Genomic DNA, 20277 nt, shown 5'->3' with positions numbered 1-20277 from the left:
GCCGAAAATGAGCGATACCACTGAACTGAGCAAGCGCGACCCGTCGGCCGTCACGCGCACCGGGAACGAGCCGTCCGCGCGACGGATGACAATTACTCCTGCCGTCGATATCTACGAGGGCAGTCAGGGCGTCACACTCTGGGCCGACCTGCCAGGAGTTACCCGGGACAAGCTCGATGTGCGGGTCCATGACGGCAATCTCGCCATCGAGGCTGAGGCGGTCGTGCCGACACCGGCAAATCTGCGGCTGCAGCATGCCGAGGTCCGTGAGCCGCGCTTTGCGCGCACGTTCACGCTCTCCCCGGACTTCGACACATCGAAGATCGAGGCAAATCTGAAGGACGGCGTACTGAAGCTCACGATCCCACGCCGTGACGAGGCGCGCCCGCGGCGGATCGAAGTGCGTACGGGCTGAAGTCGGCGCGTAGGGCAGCAGGCAGAAAGCACAGTGGGTGGCGGCGGCCTGGCTGCCTCCCCGCCGACAGCGGAGGCCCGGATGGGCGAGCCGTTCCCGACAGCAATGTCCGTGGCCAACATTGCGATGTCCAACTGCCACCTGCACCAACATGCACGGCGGTGGTTCACCGCAGCAGAAGCGCCGCGCGATGCGCTGTCGTGCGCCGTCAGTCGGCCTGGAAAGGGAACATTCGCGGCCGCGGAGCGCCAGGTGGCCGCCCAAACCGCTCCCTCAGCCCAGTCCGAAAACGTCGACGTTGGAAACGCAGGGTGCGGGTGCCATAACCGGTTCTCCTGCCAGATTCCAGAGGAGGAAACGATGAATCCCGATCCGAAAAAGTGGAATCCCTTCAAGTTCCTTCGCGGGGCTGTGCGCAAGTCCGATGCGGACAGCACGGAGAGCCCGCCGACGAGCGAAAACGAACAATGGCGGGCCCCCCTGCCCGACATTGCGCGATTGTTCTCACGGGAACCATGGCGCGCAGTGGAGGAGTTTTTTCACGACCCGTTTGCAGGCCGTAGCGTGCTCGAGCGATGGTTCGGCGACTTCAGTTCATCGCGCTTCCAGCCACGCATCGACGTTGTCGACGAGGGACCCGTGCTACGCGTGACCGCAGAGCTGCCCGGGATGGAGCGCGAAGACGTGAAGGTGAGTGTCGAGGACGGCGCGATCGTGCTGCGTGGTGAGAAAAAGCAGGATGTGCGCAGTGAGGAAAACGGCTGCTACCGGCTGGAGCGTGCGCATGGACGCTTCGTGCGCACGATCCCCATGCCTGAATACGCCGATCCCGGTCGCGCCCTGGCAAAATTCGACAACGGTGTACTCACGTTGACCGTGCCGAAAACGGAGCCGGTACCGTCCACGAGTCGCACGATCGATATCAGTTAGGGCGAGCCTGCAATGCGCAATGACGGCGGGCAGAAAAGTGGACTGGGTCGTTAGCTCAGCTGGTAGAGCAGCGGACTTTTAATCCGTTGGTCACTGGTTCGAATCCAGTACGACCCACGTGCAGCCGGGCAAGGACAGCGCCAGGTTCGACTAGGCCATGGATGGCGGTCAGCCACCCGTGGTGGACCGCTCGCTATGGAAACGCATCACGTCGGGGGTTCCCGACGCATATCGCACGGCGTGGTCCTTCGGACCGGGTTGGATCTCACACCAGAATTCCTGGTGGCGGGCACCGAGACGTCGGGCTGCCTCATAGCGATGAAAATGACTGGCAAGCCAGAACTGGCAGCCATCAAAGAACACCTTCATCGCCGGCTGCGCCCCGCGCATTAAACCACGGCGGACGTCGGCCATAGCGTCCTGCAGCGCAGCATCGGCGAACAGCCCCTTGGAGGCAAGCTCATCGTCAACCGAGAGCTGCAAGAACTTGAGATAGTCCCGGCCGAGGACGCCGGCGGGAAGTTTCATAGAAGAGTAGACGGGCGAACGAGGATGGCTGGGCATATGTCTGATTCTGCGGGGACAGCAAGACGGTCGTGATGCGGGATATGTCGCCACACTCCCGATCCCCGATCGATCTGGCTGGCCGGGGCAGTTCATTCCTCAGCCATGAGATGGCGGATAACCAGCGCCGGGTCGGCGATATCCAGAATCAGCCGGCGAAGGATGCGCCTGCGCATGTGCTCCTCGTCGAGCGTCCACGGCGCGCCCTTTTCGCTGAGATAGCGAGCGAGGGCATCCTGGTTGTCGGCGCCTGCCGGCAGGTCAAGCCGAACGGCCAGCAGGGCCGCCACGACGTCATCGATCTCGATGTCGAGCGGTCTTGAGTCAATGAAAAGTTCGAGTTTCATGACGGTCTCAGGCAAAAAGCGGCACTGCCCCCGCGAAGACTGAAAGAACAGTGCCGTAAAAAATGCACCGGCCGGGCTGGACGGCCGGTGCAGAGCGGAACCGATGTACGGTCAGTACTCCAGTTCCGGCGCACTCGCGGGCGCCGGCTTTTCGTCCTTCGGCGCTTCGGCCACCGTTGCATCCGTCGTCAGGATCAGCCCAGCGATCGATGCGGCGTTCTGCAGAGCCGTGCGCGTGACCTTGGTGGGATCGACCACCCCCGCCTCGACAAGATCGCCGTATTCGCCGGTGGCCGCGTTGTAGCCGAAGTTGCCCTTGCCTTCGAGCACCTTCGCGATGACCACCGAGGGCTCGTCACCCGCATTCGAGGCGATCACGCGCAACGGCGCTTCGAGCGAGCGCAGCACGATATGGATGCCGGCGTCCTGATCACCGTTGACACCCTTCAGGTTCGAAACTGCCGAACGTGCGCGCAGCAAAGCCACACCACCACCCGGCACGATGCCTTCTTCGACCGCCGCACGCGTGGCGTGCAGCGCGTCGTCGACGCGGTCTTTCTTCTCCTTCATCTCAACCTCGGTGGCCGCTCCGACCTTGATCACGGCCACGCCGCCGGCGAGCTTCGCCACGCGCTCCTGCAGCTTCTCGCGATCATAGTCACTCGTCGCTTCCTCGATCTGCGCACGGATGGACTTCACGCGCGCCTCGATGCGCTTCGCGTCACCGGCGCCGTCGATGATGATGGTGTCGTCCTTGCGCACCTCGACGCGTTTTGCTGACCCGAGATCCTCGAGCGTGGCCTTCTGCAACTGCTTGCCGGTCTCTTCCGAGATGACGGTCGCGCCCGTGAGGATGGCGATGTCCTCGAGCATGGCCTTGCGACGATCGCCGAAACCGGGTGCCTTGACGGCGGCGACCTTCAGGATGCCGCGCATCGCGTTGACCACAAGCGTGGCCAGTGCTTCACCGTCGATATCTTCCGCAACGATCAGCAGCGGCTTGCCGGCCTTGGACGTCGCCTCGAGCACCGGCAGCAGGTCGCGGATGTTCGAGATCTTTTTGTCATGTAGCAGGATCAGCGCATCGTCAAGATAGGCCGCCTGCTTGTCCGGATCGTTGATGAAGTAGGGGCTCACGTAGCCGCGGTCGAACTGCATGCCCTCGACCACGTCGAGTTCGTTTTCGAGCGACTTGCCGTCCTCGACCGTGATCACGCCTTCCTTGCCGACCCGCTCCATCGCATCGGCGATGATCCTGCCGATTGCCTCGTCGGAATTGGCCGAGATCGAACCGACCTGAGCGATTTCGCGGTTCGTCGAGATCGGCTTCGACAGCTTGCGCAACTCATCGAGCACGGCAGCCACGGCCTTGTCGATACCGCGCTTCAGATCCATCGGGTTCATGCCGGCGGCGACATGTTTCATGCCTTCCTGCACGATCGCCTGGGCGAGCACGGTGGCTGTGGTGGTGCCGTCGCCGGCCACGTCGGCGGTCTTCGACGCGACCTGCTTCACCACCTGCGCCCCCATGTTCTCGAAGCGGTCCTTCAGCTCGATTTCTTTCGCGACCGACACACCATCCTTCGTGATGGTCGGCGCGCCGAAGCTGCGCTCGATCAGCACGTTGCGGCCTTTGGGTCCGAGCGTGACCTTCACGGCATCGGCAAGCACGTTCACGCCCTTGACGATACGGGCGCGGGCGCTGTCATGGAATTTGACGTCTTTTGCACTCATGTTGTTGCTCCGGGTAAAGTCGTTGACTCAACACGTCGCGAACGACCGGGCGGGCGTCCGCGACCGGTCGAAAGTTCAGGCGGCCTTGCGGGCGGCGCCCACGTCGGCCTCGAGGACGCCCATGACGTCCTCCTCGCGCATGACGAGCAGTTCCTCGCCATCGACCTTGACGGTCTGGCCTGCGTATTTGCCGAAGAGCACCTGGTCACCGACCTTCAGCTGGAGCGCGCGCAGCGTTCCATCCTGCAGCAGCCGGCCGCTGCCGACGGCGACGACTTCGCCCTGTTCTGGTTTTTCTGCCGCTGAATCGGGAATTACGATGCCCGAGGCCGTCGTCCGCTGCGTTTCGATTCGCTTGACGATAACCCGGTCGTAGAGGGGACGAATCTGCATTTCCATCTCCTGAGCGATTAAAGGATCACCAATAAGGGAATCCGGCTGCATATGGGGCGCGTGAAATGCCTCCGTGCAGCCGAGCCAATGTCTGGCGGAAAGCGAAATAGAGGCGGCCATCGCGCCCTTCAAGGGGGCGTGGAAATAGCTCTTTGTAACAAATTGTTTCAGCGCGACAGCAGAATGCGCCGAACCTTGCCGAGGCAATAAACCGTGCGGCCGCGCCCATCCGGGCGGCGCGGCTCAGGCAGTACGGGACACGGTGGCCGGCGTCCGCCATCGGCGTCCAGAGTGTCGTCCGGTTCTTTGAGCGTGTTCCACAGGCCGCCCTTGACGGGGCGGAAGAGCCAGCGCACATAACCCCTGGACGCGGCAAGCTGCATCAGCACCTCGCGATCGGTCTCGTCATCGAGAAGCGGCCGGTCGCGGGCACCGTCCTCTCCGTAGTCGCCGAACGCCTGCCGGCAGGCGAGTGCCTCGGCGGCGCTCGCGCCGATCACGTTGCAGCCGCGCCGCTCGACACGCTCGACATCCCACGCGCCGGATTGCCAGGCCGCATCCAGCAGCATGGCGTCCACGGTCTCGAAGCTGTGCCACGGTGCATCGAGCTGAACGGCCGATCCCGGGACCGGTCGTGGCGGGATCTCGATGCCGGGCAGGACAAGCGGAGTCGCGCGCCGGAATCCGTGCCAGTGGAGTATTGCGATGAGCGGCGTATTCACCTGCGCCGCCGCCGTGACGGTGACGGCAAACAGCGGCAGGCGCACGGTGTCTATCTGCTCCTGAAGCCTGTCGAAAAGGTCCATGAAGCCTCCCGGTTGACATGTTGCAGGGCCTCTTGAAATTTCCGTTCCTTGCGCTATTTTATGCATCGCTCAGGCAGTCGCAATCAAGCGCTGCGTGTTTCGATTTGTTTGTCGGCGGGGCTTCCCACGGGCAGGCGGACTGGAGCGCGTGGTTCCGTTCGTCTTTCGTGCGCGGCCCCGGTTTCAGGGAGCCAGTCATGAGCGATCTTTTCTTCAGCACCGATCTGCTGGGCGAATTCGACCGCCTGCAACGGCAGATGGCCAGCGTCTTTGCGGGCTTGCCCGCAAGCCTGCGCGCCACGCGCAGCGAAACCTTTCCACCCGTCAACATCGGCAGCACCGACGACAGCGTCGAGATCGTCACGTTCGCGCCAGGACTCGATCCGGCAGCAATCGACGTCTCGATCGACAAGGGGGTGCTGACGATCAGTGGCGAGCGCAAGCCGCCGCAACCTGAAGCGGACGATGAGACGCGCGTCTACGCCAGGGAACGCTTCATGGGGGCATTCCGGCGCGTGATCGAGCTGCCGCAGCACGCGGACCCCGACAAGGTCAGTGCGCGCTATGTGAACGGCTGCCTGACGGTGAGCGTCGGACGTTCCGAGGCGTCGAAGCCACGCGCCATCGCCGTCCAGTGAGCCCGGCGCAAATGGAGTACGTGAAAGCACGGAGGACATCATGAACGACAGCACTGAACTGGCCACCCGTGAGTCGCGCACTGACGTTGCCTCGCGCGAGGGTGCGCAACCTGCGAAGCAGCTGACCCGGATCTCACCTGCGGTCGACATCTTCGAGGACAGCCGCGGCATCACGCTATATGCCGACCTGCCGGGCGTACCGCGCGAAAAGCTCGACGTGCGCGTGCACGACGGCAGTCTGAACATCGAGGCCGAGGCAGTGATTCCGGTTCCATCAGGACTGCGCCTGCAGCATGGCGAGGTGCTCCACCCGCACTTCAGACGCGCCTTCACGCTTAGCCCCGATTTCGACGCCTCGCGGATCGACGCACAGTTGCGCGATGGCGTCCTGAGGCTCACCGTTCCTCGTCGTGAGGTGGCAAAGCCGCGACGCATTGAGGTGAGCGTTGGCTAGGCGTACGCACAGGGGCAAGTCCGGTCATGCGGAGTGGACCGCACGGCCCGCGCCGCGTGACCTGTCACGCGGAGGTATTTATGGACAACGTACGCAGCGAATGCTGGAAGGGCTTCGTGATCGAGACCAGCGCGTTTCCGGTTCGGCACTGCGCGCTGCCTCCTGCCGGCCGCGATACGTACGTGGCCGTCGTGCGCATCCGGCACGCGGAGCAGACGGTCGCGGACTGGCATCTGCCGCGCTACGCCCAGCACTGGGCAAGCGTGGACGAGGCGCATCGGGAGACGGTCGAGTACGCGATACGCGCCATCAACGCGGGCTGTCTGAACGATACGGGTTCGCCGGCGCGATTCCTCGCGTGACAGCGCCGCGTTGCATGGTAGCGCAGCCCCTGTCCGGCTTGCACTACGTTTCGTTTTTCTGCAGGGGGCCGCTGCTTTCGGGACCCTGCCTTACGGGAGAAGAAAATGCTCAGTCCACACGAATTTGCGACCCTGATGCTGGTTCGTCAGGCGCCGGACCAGCTCGACATGGAGCGCGCCGAGCTCGACGCGCTGCTCGAACGCCAGCTGGTCATGCTGGAACATTGCGCCGAGGGCGCACGCCGCGCATACCTGGCCGGGAAGGGCCGAACGTTCCTCGACGCGCTCCACCCGGGGAGCGCAACACGTCGATGCCGGAAGACCGCCGGCAACGGCGGTGGGGAGAGGCCGGAGCCGTCCCCCGTGCCGGGCAGCCAACCGACGGATATCGTGGTGCCGGGACATGCAGGCTGAATGGTTGTGCAATCGCAACGCCTGGCTTGTCATCTCCGCGGTCGCGTGTGGGCGCGAGGTTGCCGTGAAACTCTCCGGTAACCGCGCTGCGATACAGGTCGTCGCGGCAGCGTCCAATCGATGGCGACCCGGGCGTGCAGGTCGTGGAATGACAGGTGCTGCACTTAATAGACTGGACGCGAATTCCGCGTGTCCGGAACTGTTTCGGAAATGATGCTCAGCCGGAGGTGTGATATGCAAACGGACAAAGTCATCGAGTATCACGGCTGCGAGGTCCGGCCGGTGGTCACCGCCACCGGGAGTGGCCGTTACACAGCTGCGGCCGTCGTCACCGACCGGGCGGGCGAAATACGCACGCTCGGTGTCGATGGAGATTTTGCCAACTTCCAGGAGGCACGCGATGAAGCGCTGGAGCTTGCCGTCGCATGGATCCAGCAGCGCTCGGTTGTTTCGGACCGGTATGTCCGACGGACCTAGCCTCCAATCAGCAACTGCCGTCCGGACGCAGGGTGAATAACGGCGGATTCGACGGTCGATCCGAGTCCGGTTCGCCGTGCTTCCGGAACTGTTAGGGCACAAGCCACCTCGAGGAAAAGAGAATGACAGATATTGCAGTCATCGATCCCGACGACGAAGACGCGCTTTATGAACGCATCCGGCTCCTGCTCTTTAGCGCTGACCTGCCGGTGCAGCGTCTGCAGGCCGACATCGACGATATCGGACGTTTCACCACGCCGGATGTGCGCTCACCGCACGTGCGCCTGGTCGAGGCCATGCCGCCGCTTAAGCCCGCTGCGGAAGCGATCGTGCGCGCCATGATCCGCGCATACGGCATGGAGCTGTTCGGGCGCGGCAGCGCGAATTCCGGGCTGCGTGCCTTGATCAAGGCTGGACCAGTCAAGTTCGGACAGACCGCCTTGATGCTGGGGCCTGACGCGCCCGTGCCGGTGCGTGCCCGTCCGCTCGTCGAGGAGTTCAACCGAATTTTCGAGCGCTACCCCGAAAGCGGTTTCCCGCAGGCGCGATACTTTCTTTCGGCTATTGGGCTGCCAGTCGGCCGCGACATGAATTCGCGAGTGCGTCGCTCGCTCCAGCGCAACTAGCACAGATGCCGTACTGACAAATATCCGGCTCGGGAACTTCGCTTCATGTCGTAGCGGTCGGTTTTCGCGAGCCATCGGTCGCATCGGCGAACCCGCTTCAGACTGAAATGCTGCTGGAGCAGCGTTCTATCGCCGCGCATCCGCAGGATTGCCAAGGGAAGCGTCTATGTGCTGCAGCGCATAGACGCTTTCCTGTTTGCCCCCTTGAGCGCGCGAACCTCCCTCCACTGCGGGCTAGCGGGAACAGACGACCGGGGCAGCGCAGTGATGTTCGAATGGAGATGGACTGATAACTTTTCTTATCGGTCCAGCATCAAATCTGGACTAAACTGGAGGTCATGAAAACACGCGAAACCGAACCCACCGGGTTCCCCGACGACGCCGAACTGGCGGCGCTGCGCGCATGGTACGCTGGACTTGACGCACGCGCGGCTGTTGCACGGTATCTGGGCGACCGCAAGGCGCCGGGGATGTCTGCCCGCGGCATGCTCGGACGCATCCGGCGCGCACTGGTCGCGTTCGCGACGAGTCGTCACCGGGCCGACCTGGCAGAAACATTCGACGAGCGATCGACAGCGTCGGCAGATACCGTTGCGCACACGATCGAGACATTGCGCAACCTGCCGTCACCGGAGCCGTCCATCGCCGACGACGTCGACCAGTGGTTGCCACCGCGGGTGGTTGCCGCTTTGCGGACGCACGGGATCCGGACGCTCGCAGACCTGACCGTGCGGATTCCGCGCCGGCGGCGCTGGTGGACAGCGATCGCCGGACTCGGCACGGCAGGGGCAGGCCATGTCGAAGCATTTTTTGCGGCCCATCCGGCTTTGACTGAACGTGCCCGTGTGCTGGTTGCGGTAGCACCTTCCGGACCGGTCGTGCCATGGGAACAGCTGCGTCTGCCGCACGAGGTCGACGGCTCGCAAGGACTGTTTCGCGCACCACGGCACGTCTGTTTGCTCAAGGCATCGAACGACTACGAGGCGGTGCAATCGTGGTTGTCCCTGCACGAGTCCGCCGCCACCAAGCGCGCCTACCGGAAGGAGGCGGAACGCCTGATCCTGTGGGCAATCGTCGAGCGAGGCTGCGCGTTGTCGTCGCTGACCACTGACGACGCGATCGCCTACCGCGCGTTCCTGCGACGGCCGACGCCACGCGAACGCTGGGTCGGGCCGTCGCGGTCGCGACAAAGCGTGGAATGGCGACCGTTCAGCGGACCACTATCGACGCGCTCTGCCGCGTACGCACTCACCGTACTTGCAGCCCTGTTCCGCTGGCTGGTCGAGCAGCGCTACGTCCTCGCGAACCCGTTCGCCGGCGTCAAGGTGCGAGGAAGCACGAAGGCGGGCCTCGACGTCACCCGCGGCTTTACTGAAGGCGAATGGCTGCTGCTCCGCACGATCGCCGATGGTCTTGAATGGTCTTACGGCTGGAGTGAGGCGGCCGGCCAGCGCCTTCGCTTCCTGCTGGATTTCGGGTATGCGACCGGCCTGCGGGCCAGTGAACTGACAGGTGCCACGCTCGGCGACATCCGCATCGACGAACAGGGTGATCACTGGCTGCACCTTGTCGGCAAGGGTGGCAAGACGGGCAAGGTCGCGCTCCCGACGCTGGCGCGTATGGCACTCGATCAGTATCTGGTGCAACGCCGGTTGCCGGTCACGCGCGAACGGTGGGATCCAGCAACGGTGATCATCGCCAGCCTCGCAGAGGATGGAACCGGGATTGAAACCACGCGGCTCGGACGCGTGCTGCGACGCTTCTTCGTGCTGGTCGCCGACGCGATTAAGGATGAGCGGCCTGCGACGGCGGAAAAGCTGCGCCGTGCGAGCCCGCACTGGATGCGCCACACGCACGCATCAATCGCGCTCGCGCGCGGGGCCGAACTGATCATGGTGCGCGACAACCTGAGGCATTCGTCAATATCGACGACATCGATTTACCTCCACGGCGACGAGGTCAAACGGGCAAGGCAGTTCGATCAGGCGTTTGGCGCCCCTGGACGCTAGAGACTCGGCTACATAAATCAGTGCCCACCAAGAGTCGCGAAAGATCTCAACTTTACTTCGCGAGTATCGCAACAATTTGATTTATATGGATAATAATTCCTATCCGATGCTGAAATTCCCCTAAATTCAGCGTAGGTTCAACTTTACTTCGCAAAACGGAACATCTTTACTTCGGCGGACGAGTGGGAGGTGGCGCGTCTGTACACACACCCCGACTTCCGTTCGGCGCTGGAGCAGGAGTTCGACGGACCGATCCGGCTGCGCTTTCACCTCGGCGTCTGGCCGTTCGCCAGGACCGACCGGCACACCGGCAAGCCCGTCAAGGGCGACGCGGGGCCTTGGGTGCTGCTCGCCATGAAGTGGATGGCGCGCCTGCGGGGCCTGCGGGGAAGCTGGTTCGACCCGTTTCGCAACACGCCCGATCGTGTGCTCGATCGCCAGATCCTGGTGCAATACGAGGCCGACATGGATGCCGCATTGGCGGATCTCAGCGCCGCAACGCTGAATACCGTCACGCAGCTCGCTTCGCTGCCGCAGTCGATCCGTGGCTACGGGCACGTCCGGCAGGCCCAGGCCGAGGCCGCGGCCGCGAAACGCGAAAATCTCGTCCGGCAACTGGAGGCCGAAAGTCGTCAACTAGCCAAGGCAGGCTGACAGGCCCCCCTTCCGATTCGAACAAGCGGATGCGTGCGGCACGCGTTTTGTGCGCAATCGCCTGACGCCGAGACCTTCTTGAACGCGAAGGCGAAGCGTTGTTGACGACTCTCGATGAACTATCGCATCCGCTTTGGTGAGTCGTCGACACAGGCGTGACAAGCCAACTATCTGGAGAGGGACGGCTCCGGGCTTTAAAAGATTATGGCTCGATCAACGCCTCGATCAATGTAGGAGTGCAGATCAAATTAAGATTATAAACAGGAGACAAATTGAAAAATACCGTCATTGCAAGTGTGCTTCTCGCTTCAGTTTCAAGCGCAGCATCTGCCCAGTCGAGCGTTACGCTTTACGGTATCGTCGATACCGACATTCGTTACGTCACGAATACCAACAAAAACGGGGATTCAAGTATTGGGATGGGAAACGGAGGGCTGGCCGAAAGCCGGTTTGGAGTCAAGGGCACTGAAGATTTAGGTCAGGGGTTGTCCACAATCTTCCAGCTCGAAAATCGATTCTACGCGAACTCGGGTCAGTTGGACTCTGCTAAACCGTTCTGGAATACCGCGTTCGTCGGAGTGCGCTCGAGGCAGTGGGGCGAGCTGACTATCGGACGACAGAGCACGACGCTAATCAGCATCGTCAGCCAGGCGTATGCGTCCAATCCCTGGGTTCCGTTCAGCAACGTCTTCCTGCCGGAGGTCATCATGGTCGGAGGGGACCGAACGAGCAACCTTGTCAAGTACACCTTACGAGCCGCCGATCTCTACGGTCAGGCTTCCTATGCACTCGGCGGGGTCGCGGGAAATAGCGGTTATGGGTCACAAACTGCCGTTGGTGTTGGCTGGTTTCCTGGGGCCGTGCGGATCGCGGGTGGGTATGCTGTCATCCATGATTCGACCAACGGTGCTCCGGCACAGATCTGGACGGCGGGTGGCTCGTACACCTGGAATACAACGCAGTTTCATGCGGGGTATTTTCAGAGCCGACTTAGCTCGAACTTCATGTCCTATCAGAACGGGCCGTATTCGGAGCAGGCGCTCAGCGCAATCAAGTACCTCGACTTCAGTTCACGCCGAATGATGTCACTGGGTGTAACACAGTCGGTCGGCCCCGCATTGCACCTGGCCTTCAATTACTGGCGCACATGGCAAACCGGCAAGACCGAGAAGCAGGACGGCACCGCTTCGCAGTTTCAGTTGCTCGCCGACTATTATTTGTCGAAACGGACTGACGTCTATCTCGAAGGGGACTACGGGTTGTACCGTCAAGATTTGATCGGTACCACGCTTGCCGGATTGTCTTCGGGCGGTGCGCCGGCGAAATCGACGCAGCTTGGAGTGACTGTCGGCATTCGGCACAGCTTCTAACCGAGATCAAAGCGCGGTGCACGGCGAAGCAGCGCGCAACTGATCAGTCTGAACGCAAATTGGGGAATTCAAGTGAAGATATCCAGAATCATTACAGCGTTATCGGTTTGCGCCATTGCGACGTCTTTGTCCACTGCGTACTCGCAGTCCGCCCAGCCAACGTCCGGATCGTCGAGCGTTGTTCCCGACAGAGCGACGACCGCAAAGGAACAACGAAAGGCCAACCGCAAGCTCGGAGCCGACGTCCGGCGCGCGCTGGAGCGGGCCGGAATCGACGCAAGCAGTGTTGTCGTCCAGGCGAATGCCGGCGCGGTGACGCTGATTGGCGCAGTTCCTGACACCACCCAGATTGCTCGAGCGGAGAGTATCGCTCGTGGCGTTGCGGGCGTCACGGCGGTCAACAACAAGCTAACGATTCGTCCCGAGCCTTAACGGAATCGAGCGGGGTTTGCGTGTGACCGGACCGGGTTCTTCCGCAGGCCCCGCGCCCGCCGGCATCCCGAAAATCCGGGTTTAAGAACCGGATACTCCAGCGCCTCGGAGCACGTCCTTCGGCAGCACACGTGCGTAGCTCACATCGGGAAGCTGCTTCGCGAACAGGATCCGGTAGACGACCGGCGCGGTCACTCGATCGAGTAGCACCTCGGTGTCGGGGGCCGTCTCGCCCCGCTCGATCGCGCGAAGGCAGATTGCGTCAAGCTGCTGCCGGATTTTGCCGGAGCAAAGCTGCGCATTCTCGCCGCTCCCCGTTCCTAATATTTCACACAACAGCGCGCGACCGGGCCCCGACGCGGTTGGTCCCCCCGCCGGTGTCTCGGTCCATCTCGCGCGCGCGTTTGCCACGATCCTCGGCGTGGCGCTGGAAATCGTGGTATTCGATGCGGCCGGCAAATCCGTTGAAGCCGTGTGAGTGCGGAACGCGCGGACTTAGGCTTTTTCGCCGTGGACCCGCTGCGGGGCGAAACCATAGCGTTTACTGAACCGTACGTACTGATCGAAGGCTATTACCTCGTGCGCGACACACAGGCCATTCGCCGCAACGAAGATGTGGATCAGCTGAAAAACCGCGTGGTCGTCGGAAAAGGCAGCGCCTATGATCTGTTCCTCACGCGCGAAATGAGGCATGCGCAGATCGTGCGCGCGCCCACTTCGCCTACCGTCGTGCAGACATTCCTCGAACAGGACCTCGAAGTGGCTGCGGGCGTAAAGCAGCAACTCGAAGTCGATGCCGCGAGGCGCCGGGCTTGCGCATGCTCGACGAGCGCTTCATGGTAATCCGCCAGGCGATGGGCTTGCCGAAGAGTCGCGGTGCTGCAGCGGCGCTCGCGTTGCATGCATTCGTTGAGGAAGTCAAGGCGTCCGGGTTCGTCGCTGCGGCACTCGTGCAGTATGGGATCGTGGGCTCGTTGGTTGCACCGGCGGCATGAGTATGATCAGAGCTCAAACGCCGAAAGCGCGACAGAGTGGTCGGTAGCACTCGACGACAATTCGTTGACGCAGTCCAAGCGTACTTGCACGCGAGCGTTGCCGATCCAAACATTTAGCCATTGTTGCTGACCGCCACGGTCATCAGGGGATGCCCGCTCTCTGAGCGGACTGACGATCCCGGAGGTCTCAAGGATGGCCCCCCACTAAGTGCGGGCAGGAAATATACGAAAAAGGCAATTGACGTCGGACCGTTATTCCACGGGCCCGCCGGATTGTACGGAAGGGGGCTGCGAATTCTCTGCGCTACGCGGTTTCACGGATTGCGGCTTGCTTCTCCGCCGAAATCCACGCCCCTGCGATGAGCGCCCCCTGCATGTGCGGGATCGGCGTCACTGCAACGTTCACCTCTCACTCACCGAACGCCACGTCGTCTAGACGGCGTGGCAATTGAACCGCAGCCAGAAAGGCGACGGCGTGAGTACCACAGAGGATCAGAAACGCCCACCCATATGCGCCTGAGACCGCATGGCCCGCGTCGATAGATTTTAGCCTCCATGCCAGGAACGTCGCGCAAAGGGTCGTCATGGTCGGACCGCCGAGGCGCTGAACGATGTTGAGCGACGTCGTTGCCATCGGCATCCGCTCTCTGCGGACCGAAGCATAGGCAGCGGTCAGCGACGGCAAGCCTACACCACTCATGCCTATTCCCCGTAAAAGCAAAGCGGGTATGAGTACGCCCAACCTCAGTCCATGGGCAGCGAGGTACAGCATGGGCAATGTGGCGGCGAACGTCAGAAGCGCGCCACCCGCGGATACGCACCGAATGCCGAGTTTGTCGGTCAGCGCGCCCATGAAAGGGTTGGTGAGCATCATGCCGATACCAAGCGGCGCGAGCATCCAGCCCATTTCTCCCGGCGTCCGGCCGCACGCCTGAATCAAAAAGGCCGGGATGAGCATCTGCCCGGCAAGCATACCGCCGTTCGACAGGAATTGCGTGACGGCCGCAGTGCGGAAAACCTTGCCACTGAACAGTCGCAGGTCGATCAACGCATCGTCCCCCTTTCGCCGTGCTGTCCACAGGAAGGCCGCCATCATTACCATGCCGCCGGACAGAATTACGAGCCCGGCCGTGTGGTCGAGGCGTTCGGAGCCATACAGGAACATCACAAGCCCGGGCGAGAGCAACGCGAGACCGGACCAGTCCAAAGTTCGCCGCTTCGTCTCGTTCTGGTCGTTCGGGAGGAACAGGATCACCAACAGAAGTGCGACGCCCCCGACCGGCAGATTGACCAGAAATAGCCAGCGCCAGGACGCATACTGCAGGATGGCGCCGGCGATGACGGGACCCAGGACCGGAGCCAACAGCACAGGAAGCGCCATATAGCCCGCCACGCGGGCCATGTGCTTGCCCGCGGCCCGAGCTATCATCATCTGGGTCATAGGCGCAAGGAGGCCCCCGCTGATCCCCTGCAAGACGCGGAACCCGATCAGCGCGGGCGCCGACCAGGCAAGGCCGCAAAGCGCCGAGCACAGCGTGAACGTTGAGAAGCACCAAAGGTAGAGGGCCTTTGCGCCGATGCGGTCGACCAACCATCCATTCAGCGGCAGAACCAGGGTGAGCGCCAACAAATAGCCGCTCGTGATCCACTGGATCGTCGAAAGGCTGCTATTCAACTCTGCCGCGAGGTTTGACAGTGAGACGTTGACGATCGTCGCGTCGAGCTGGGCGAGCAACGCCCCGAACAGCGCGACGCCAGCAATTTTCCAGACCGAGGAATCAAGCTGGTCCGTCGCAGGTGCGTCCGTGGTATCAACGGCTGTTTTAGGTGGGGTTTGTGACATGGCCGCCATTGAAACGGCCGAAATGCCGCGCCGAGAACAGTGAGATCAGGAATGCGCCAGCACCCAAAGCGATGATGTCCGCCGTGTGCCTCAACTGGAAATCGCCGACACGGCAGACAAGCAGGTAGCCGATAACAATATTGCAGAAGCCCCAGAGCACATTGATGCTCGGTGAAGACAGCCCTTCGCCGGGCGGCTTTGCGAACAGACTCTGGAATGGTCGACCCATCATGCCGCTCACGACATGCGGCACAGCATTCGCCAGGAAGAAACCACCGAGGAAATACGCAAGCAGGAATAGCCAGGACATCTCAGGTGTTCCTCGTCGAAAGGAGATTGGCAATCTCCTTGCTTGTGCCTGCTTCGCCGAGCTGCGGAAAAATCCGCTCAAGACTGTTGAAGTGCGCTTCCGCGCTGACGTCAGTCATGGCGTCCACAGCGAGGGTGACGTTGAAGCCAAGTTCATGCGCCTGCCGCGCGGTTGACTCGACGCCCACGCTCGTCGCAACGCCGCAGACCACCACCTGGGTGATGCCGGTTGATTTGAGATGCGCCTCAAGACCGGTGCCGGTGAACGCACCCCAGGTTTTCTTGGACACGAAATGATCCTGGGGCTGGCGATCCAGCTCTGGCAGGAGTTCGGACCAGTCCGGCGTGAGCGCACCGCCCGAGTGGTACTGCTCAATCCGGCCCGGCGCCATCCCGATGACGTTGACCAGCACGACGGGAAGGCCGTGTTGGCGGAAAGTTGCCGCAAGAAGACTGGCGTTCTCCAGCACTTTCACGAAGGGATGGGCAGTGGAAATCGACGCAACGACTTTCTGCAGGTCGATAACAATCAGCGCAGTTTTGGAATCCAGTTCGGTTACAGACATAAGTTGTCCTAATAATTTGAGCTTGATCTGCCTCTTCGTCACCGCCGATGGCGGCGATGACGAAGGTCAGGAATCGCCGACCTGCCGGATGATCGCGATCGCCGCTACAAGCGCCTCCAGGTCGGCGGGATCGAGCTGGCCGATGGCTCCGACCAGCCAGTTTCGCTTCATGGCGCGGTGGCGGGTTCTCACCGCCACGCCAGTCGCGGTCAACACAAAAAGGATCTGGCGACGATTCGTCGGGTGGGGCCGACGCTCGATCAGCCCTTCCTGCTCAAGACTCGCCAGAATGACCCCCATCGACTGCGGCTTCATCAGTTCTGCACGCGCCAGATCCGCGGTCGTCATGGGTCCGCCTTGCTCCAGACGAGCGAGGACGCCCATCTGTGAAAGGGCCAGCTCGGTCGGATTGGATTCCGTGCGTAGGCGCCGCAGCAGCCGACTGATCGCCGCCGAAAGGTCGTTTGCAACAATGTCTAGGGAAGATTCGGTCGTCATGATGGCAATATATACAGTACAAGATAAACTTGCAAGTTTACCTTCTATTACCGTTACGACACTGCTCGAGGGTGCTTGGTGCCCTGAGGGTTCGCAGATCAGAAGGCTGACATTTAATGTCAACAAACATCATGCCTTGACTCCGCTAAAGCGGCGACCAACGCATAATTGCGCTCGAAATCAGCCGATATGCCGTGAGAGTGGCCGATCGACGTGTGACCGGCCTGATCTCTTACGCATATGACAGCATACGTAGACACGCTCCATGCGGCTGCCGTCGTTGCAGACGACATGGGCTTTGCCCGGAACGTGTGGGAATGGGCAGAGAAACACGAGCCGCAAGCGCGCGCTACGCGAAAAGGGGGAGATGGCCGCAAGAATTCAGACCTGAGCGAAACGCGCTTCATCGAGATCGGCGATGAGCGCCGGGCCGGTCGGCCGCCAGCTTAGCCGCGCCTGGGTGAGCGCGCTCGAAGCGGGCATGTCCATGCCGACGAACATCGTCGTCCAGCCGAAATGCGCCGGCGCTTCATCGGCCGCAATCGAAACGGCAGGCAAATTGAGCCCACGGCCAAGGGCCTCGGCGATTTCGCGGGTGCCCACGCCCTCTGCGCCCACGGCGTTATAACGCGCGCCCGGTACGGCCTTTTCCACGGCGAGACGGTACACACGCACGACGTCGGAGAGATGGCAGGCGGGCCAACGGTTCGCGCCTTCGCTCACGTAGGCGCACGCGCCTTTTTCACGTGCCACTGCAGCGAGCCGTGTAATCAGCCCTTGTTTGAAGGGATTGTGGACTTGCGGCAGACGCAATACACCAACGTTGATCCCTTGTTCGAGCAAGGTTTGCCGGCCAGTCCGGACCTCATGCGCGGATTGGGATGGCCCGCATTGAAGAAGTCCTCGCTCGCCGGCTCGCCGTGCACACCGTTGCCGGTCCCGGTGCCCGACGTAATGATCGACGGACGATCCGAGCCCGCAAGCGCAGCACCGAGCGCCGCGATTGCGCGCTTGTCCTTTTCGCAATTCTCCTCGAAGCGCGAGAAATCGTGATCGAACGCCGCGTGAATCACCGCGTCCGCGTGCTCCGCGCCGCGGCGCATGCTCCCGGGGTCCTCCAGCGTTGCGCGATGAACCTGGGCGCCCGCTGCGGCAAGCGCCTGCGCGCCTGCGTCGGAGCGGGTCATGCCGATCACCTCGTGGCCGGCTTCGATAAGCTCCGGCACGAGTGCCGAACCGATGAAGCCGGTCGCGCCGGTCGGAAAATACGCATGGTCAACTCTCCTTGGTGGTGACGAGCGTACTATCCTTGGGATTTCTATACCGTTAAAGTAGTGAGAGCATCATATTAAAATGACTAACAGGATTTCCGTGCCGATCCATTCGGCCGGCTCGCTCGGCGACTTTCTCAAGCGTTGCCGCACCCGCCTCGATCCCGCGAGTTTTGGTTTCGGCGGCCGCAGGCGCACGCCGGGGCTGCGCAGGGAAGAAGTCGCGCAGCGGGCGAACATCAGCCCGACCTGGTACACCTGGCTCGAACAGGGGCGTGGCGGCGCGCCTTCGGCGGAGGTGCTCGATCGCATCTGCAGCGCGTTGATGCTGACTGATCCCGAGCGTGAGCATCTATTCATGCTGGGCCTCGGCCGGCCGCCGGAAGTTCGTTACAAGCCTGTGGACGGGGTCAACCCGCGGCTGCAACGCCTGCTTGATCCCCTGCGGTACAGCGTGGCCATCGTCAAGACGGCCACCTGGGACGTGGTGGCCTGGAATCGCGCCGCCGCCGTGCTGCTCACCGATTGCGGCAAGCTGCCTGCCGGTCAGCGCAACATCCTGCGCTTCCTGTTCTGCAATCCCGACGTGCGTGCGAAGCAGCACGACTGGCATAGCGTGGCCCTCTTCGGGGTGCCCTTGATTCTCGTGCAGGTCTCCGGTTAGGCACATCTATGCCTGGCATGCGTCCGGCTTGTGGCCCGGTATAAATTTCGTTTCAAATCAAACGCCTGCTGACTACCCCCATGCGCTTCCGAATTGCGTGGATGGCGGTAGCGGTTCAGCCGTTTGATCCGTACGCCGTGAAGAAAGACCGTGCGCTCTTCGTCTAATCTATCAACGAGCAGCCATTCGTCTCTTTCATCCGCCAGATTGTCACGAGTGTGATGAACGATCCGACTGACACATAAATCAGGAAATAGTTATCGTGGTGGATGGATTGCAGCCAAGTCATCAGGAAGGGCGTCGTGCCGCCAAAAGCCGCGATCACAAGGTTGATCGGCAGACCAATACCAACGGTTCGGATCTCTGTCTCAAACAGTTCCGACAAGACTGCCGGGATGACGGACGAAAAGAGTGCATAGAGCACCAAACCGAAAATCTCGATGCCCGCAATCGACCAGAAGGTAGGCTGAACTGAGAGCACTACTGGGTACAGGAACAGTGTGTAGAATCCCGCGAAGACAAGCATCTGCGGGCGACGACCAACCCGGTCAGAAAGCATGCCGAAGAACGGGTGCACCAGGGTGTAGATTGCGAGCGCGAACGAACCCGCCGCGTACGCGATCGACGACGAAGCGCCCGTACGCTGGATCGCATATACAGGGACGTACACACCAAACAGATAAAACGCGAATGTTCCGCAAATACCGATACCGAACAGCGTAAAGACCGGTTTTCGGTGCTTCGTGAAAAGCTCTCGGACCGAACCCATCGTCCGTTTGCCATCGGCACGTGCTTCCTCGAAGATCGCGGTTTCCGCAACGTGCTGGCGCAGCCACCAGGCAAAGATCCCGCTGATCGCGCCGATGACAAACGGAATACGCCAACCATACGCAATCATCTGGTCGTGCGACAGGGACCCGTTGAGTAGCCATACAATCCCGGACGCGCACATTAAACCAATGCCGGTGCCAAAAAACAGGAAGCTGCCGTGCAGGCCGCGCTTGTCCGAGGGTGCCGTTTCACCAAGAAAGGAAATGGCCGCCGCAAATTCGCCACCTGTCGACAACCCTTGCAGCAGACGTGCGATCGTCGCAATGACCGGTGCCGCAAAGCCGATTCTGTCGTACGTCGGTACAATAGCGAGCAGCAAAGAGCCGAGCGCCATCAGTTGAACAGATAGCGACAGCGCGGCCCGTCGTCCATGACGATCTGCGAGCACACCAAGAAGCCAGCCGCCCAGCTGGTCGCATGATGAACCCGAACGCGTAAACGCCAAATGCAGCTAGCAACTTGACCTCCTTGCTGTCGCCCGGAAAGAGTTGCCCGCTGAAAAAAATCGCTAGGTTCGCGTATATCGAAAAATCGAACCATTCGATTGCATGCCCTACGCAACCAGCGAAGCGGCTACGAAGCACGCTGCGCGCGTTTTTCACATCTCCGACAGCGCTTGATAGTGTCTGCTCCATATTGTCTCCGATATTTTATACTTCGTATAACTAATCTTAT

Annotated in this window: 23 protein-coding genes, 1 tRNA gene and 3 pseudogenes; 15 read left to right on the top strand and 12 right to left on the bottom strand. The window is 61.7% G+C overall.

All coding sequences use genetic code 11. The features are described from left to right. Positions 1 to 7 precede the first annotated feature (7 nt). The 3 genes from C7401_RS31440 (at position 8) to C7401_RS31430 (ending at position 1462) form a co-directional block, all read left to right on the top strand. On the top strand, positions 8 to 415 hold the full coding sequence (locus C7401_RS31440; RefSeq protein ID WP_112175288.1) for an Hsp20/alpha crystallin family protein: 408 nt from the start codon (positions 8 to 10) through the stop codon (positions 413 to 415). 360 nt (positions 416 to 775) lie between these two features. Continuing rightward, the gene (locus tag C7401_RS31435) at positions 776 to 1345 is read left to right on the top strand and encodes an Hsp20/alpha crystallin family protein (protein WP_112175287.1); all 570 of its coding nucleotides are present in this window, start codon (positions 776 to 778) and stop codon (positions 1343 to 1345) included. A 44-nt stretch (positions 1346 to 1389) separates the two neighbouring features. Next, a tRNA-Lys gene (locus tag C7401_RS31430) sits at positions 1390 to 1462 on the top strand. Positions 1463 to 1513: 51 nt separating this feature from the next. Here C7401_RS31430 and C7401_RS31425 read toward each other — a convergent pair. The 5 genes from C7401_RS31425 to C7401_RS31405 form a co-directional block, all read right to left on the bottom strand. Further along, a complete protein-coding gene (locus C7401_RS31425) occupies positions 1514 to 1873 on the bottom strand; it encodes a hypothetical protein (protein ID WP_112175286.1) in 360 nt (119 codons plus the stop codon). Between the two features lie 128 nt (positions 1874 to 2001). Further along, the gene (locus C7401_RS31420; RefSeq protein WP_112175285.1) at positions 2002 to 2256 is read right to left on the bottom strand and encodes a hypothetical protein; all 255 of its coding nucleotides are present in this window, start codon (positions 2254 to 2256) and stop codon (positions 2002 to 2004) included. Between the two features lie 111 nt (positions 2257 to 2367). Next, positions 2368 to 3990 carry a chaperonin GroEL gene (gene groL, locus C7401_RS31415; RefSeq protein ID WP_112175284.1) on the bottom strand — a complete coding sequence of 541 codons (1623 nt, stop codon included), beginning with the start codon at positions 3988 to 3990 and terminating at the stop codon, positions 2368 to 2370. 75 nt (positions 3991 to 4065) lie between these two features. Further along, positions 4066 to 4383 (bottom strand): co-chaperone GroES, encoded by a 318-nt coding sequence (locus C7401_RS31410; RefSeq protein ID WP_112175335.1) that lies wholly within the window; start codon positions 4381 to 4383, stop codon positions 4066 to 4068. Between the two features lie 167 nt (positions 4384 to 4550). Further along, entirely contained in the window at positions 4551 to 5189 is a 639-nt protein-coding gene (locus tag C7401_RS31405; RefSeq protein WP_112175283.1) for a diguanylate cyclase, read from the bottom strand. Between the two features lie 197 nt (positions 5190 to 5386). Between C7401_RS31405 and C7401_RS31400 the strand changes: the two genes are divergently transcribed. The 10 genes from C7401_RS31400 to C7401_RS31355 all read left to right on the top strand — a co-directional run bounded on the left by C7401_RS31400 (position 5387) and on the right by C7401_RS31355 (position 12625). Further along, positions 5387 to 5827, top strand: coding sequence for an Hsp20/alpha crystallin family protein (locus C7401_RS31400; protein WP_112175282.1), 441 nt, complete (start codon positions 5387 to 5389; stop codon positions 5825 to 5827). 40 nt (positions 5828 to 5867) lie between these two features. After that, positions 5868 to 6281 (top strand): Hsp20/alpha crystallin family protein, encoded by a 414-nt coding sequence (locus C7401_RS31395; protein ID WP_112175281.1) that lies wholly within the window; start codon positions 5868 to 5870, stop codon positions 6279 to 6281. A gap of 80 nt (positions 6282 to 6361) precedes the next feature. Next, positions 6362 to 6643, top strand: a complete 282-nt coding sequence (locus tag C7401_RS31390) for a DUF6566 family protein (RefSeq protein ID WP_112175280.1) — start codon at positions 6362 to 6364, stop codon at positions 6641 to 6643. 105 nt (positions 6644 to 6748) lie between these two features. Further along, positions 6749 to 7057: a hypothetical protein gene (locus C7401_RS45730; RefSeq protein WP_258397304.1), complete on the top strand. Its 309-nt coding sequence runs from the start codon at positions 6749 to 6751 to the stop codon at positions 7055 to 7057. 234 nt (positions 7058 to 7291) lie between these two features. Then, complete coding sequence (locus tag C7401_RS31380) at positions 7292 to 7534, top strand: hypothetical protein (RefSeq protein WP_112175333.1); 243 nt, start codon at positions 7292 to 7294, stop codon at positions 7532 to 7534. 122 nt (positions 7535 to 7656) lie between these two features. Beyond that, positions 7657 to 8160 (top strand): hypothetical protein, encoded by a 504-nt coding sequence (locus tag C7401_RS31375; protein WP_112175279.1) that lies wholly within the window; start codon positions 7657 to 7659, stop codon positions 8158 to 8160. Positions 8161 to 8498: 338 nt separating this feature from the next. Next, positions 8499 to 10169 carry a site-specific integrase gene (locus C7401_RS31370; protein ID WP_112175278.1) on the top strand — a complete coding sequence of 557 codons (1671 nt, stop codon included), beginning with the start codon at positions 8499 to 8501 and terminating at the stop codon, positions 10167 to 10169. A 162-nt stretch (positions 10170 to 10331) separates the two neighbouring features. Then, positions 10332 to 10823, top strand: a complete 492-nt coding sequence (locus C7401_RS31365; RefSeq protein WP_309252011.1) for a DUF6537 domain-containing protein — start codon at positions 10332 to 10334, stop codon at positions 10821 to 10823. A 272-nt stretch (positions 10824 to 11095) separates the two neighbouring features. Continuing rightward, a complete protein-coding gene (locus C7401_RS31360) occupies positions 11096 to 12193 on the top strand; it encodes a porin (RefSeq protein ID WP_112175277.1) in 1098 nt (365 codons plus the stop codon). 72 nt (positions 12194 to 12265) lie between these two features. Further along, a complete protein-coding gene (locus tag C7401_RS31355; RefSeq protein ID WP_112175276.1) occupies positions 12266 to 12625 on the top strand; it encodes a BON domain-containing protein in 360 nt (119 codons plus the stop codon). 81 nt (positions 12626 to 12706) lie between these two features. On the opposite strand, the gene C7401_RS31350 is transcribed toward C7401_RS31355, so the two are convergent. Next, the gene (locus C7401_RS31350; RefSeq protein WP_258397303.1) at positions 12707 to 13036 is read right to left on the bottom strand and encodes a TetR-like C-terminal domain-containing protein; all 330 of its coding nucleotides are present in this window, start codon (positions 13034 to 13036) and stop codon (positions 12707 to 12709) included. On the opposite strand from C7401_RS31350, the pseudogene C7401_RS31345 reads away from it, so the two are divergent. Next, a pseudogene (locus tag C7401_RS31345) lies at positions 12951 to 13620 on the top strand (transporter substrate-binding domain-containing protein). The gene C7401_RS31350 and the pseudogene C7401_RS31345 sit on opposite strands and share 86 nt — an antisense overlap. Before the next feature lie 409 nt (positions 13621 to 14029). Here the strand turns inward: C7401_RS31345 and C7401_RS31340 are convergent. The 5 genes and pseudogenes from C7401_RS31340 to C7401_RS31320 all read right to left on the bottom strand — a co-directional run bounded on the left by C7401_RS31340 (position 14030) and on the right by C7401_RS31320 (position 18143). Then, positions 14030 to 15472, bottom strand: coding sequence for a DHA2 family efflux MFS transporter permease subunit (locus C7401_RS31340; RefSeq protein ID WP_112175275.1), 1443 nt, complete (start codon positions 15470 to 15472; stop codon positions 14030 to 14032). Further along, positions 15444 to 15773 carry a hypothetical protein gene (locus C7401_RS31335; protein ID WP_112175274.1) on the bottom strand — a complete coding sequence of 110 codons (330 nt, stop codon included), beginning with the start codon at positions 15771 to 15773 and terminating at the stop codon, positions 15444 to 15446. Before C7401_RS31335 ends, C7401_RS31340 begins: the two co-directional genes overlap by 29 nt. Position 15774: 1 nt before the next feature. Next, positions 15775 to 16338: a cysteine hydrolase family protein gene (locus C7401_RS31330; RefSeq protein WP_112175273.1), complete on the bottom strand. Its 564-nt coding sequence runs from the start codon at positions 16336 to 16338 to the stop codon at positions 15775 to 15777. A gap of 66 nt (positions 16339 to 16404) precedes the next feature. Then, positions 16405 to 16836 (bottom strand): MarR family winged helix-turn-helix transcriptional regulator, encoded by a 432-nt coding sequence (locus C7401_RS31325; protein ID WP_112175272.1) that lies wholly within the window; start codon positions 16834 to 16836, stop codon positions 16405 to 16407. Between the two features lie 381 nt (positions 16837 to 17217). After that, positions 17218 to 18143: pseudogene (locus C7401_RS31320) on the bottom strand (SDR family oxidoreductase). Positions 18144 to 18189: 46 nt separating this feature from the next. Between C7401_RS31320 and C7401_RS31315 the strand changes: the two are divergent. Next, positions 18190 to 18741, top strand: a pseudogene (locus C7401_RS31315) (helix-turn-helix transcriptional regulator); the annotation flags it as partial. A 193-nt stretch (positions 18742 to 18934) separates the two neighbouring features. Here C7401_RS31315 and C7401_RS31310 read toward each other — a convergent pair. Next, on the bottom strand, positions 18935 to 19990 hold the full coding sequence (locus C7401_RS31310; RefSeq protein WP_258397301.1) for an MFS transporter: 1056 nt from the start codon (positions 19988 to 19990) through the stop codon (positions 18935 to 18937). Positions 19991 to 20277: the final 287 nt, after the last annotated feature.

The sequence above is a fragment of the Paraburkholderia unamae genome, from assembly GCF_003268775.1.
GTDB classification, from domain to species: Bacteria; Pseudomonadota; Gammaproteobacteria; order Burkholderiales; family Burkholderiaceae; genus Paraburkholderia; species Paraburkholderia unamae.
The sequence above is the reverse complement of the archived record's forward strand: the minus strand, read 5'-3'. Positions and strand labels throughout refer to the sequence as shown.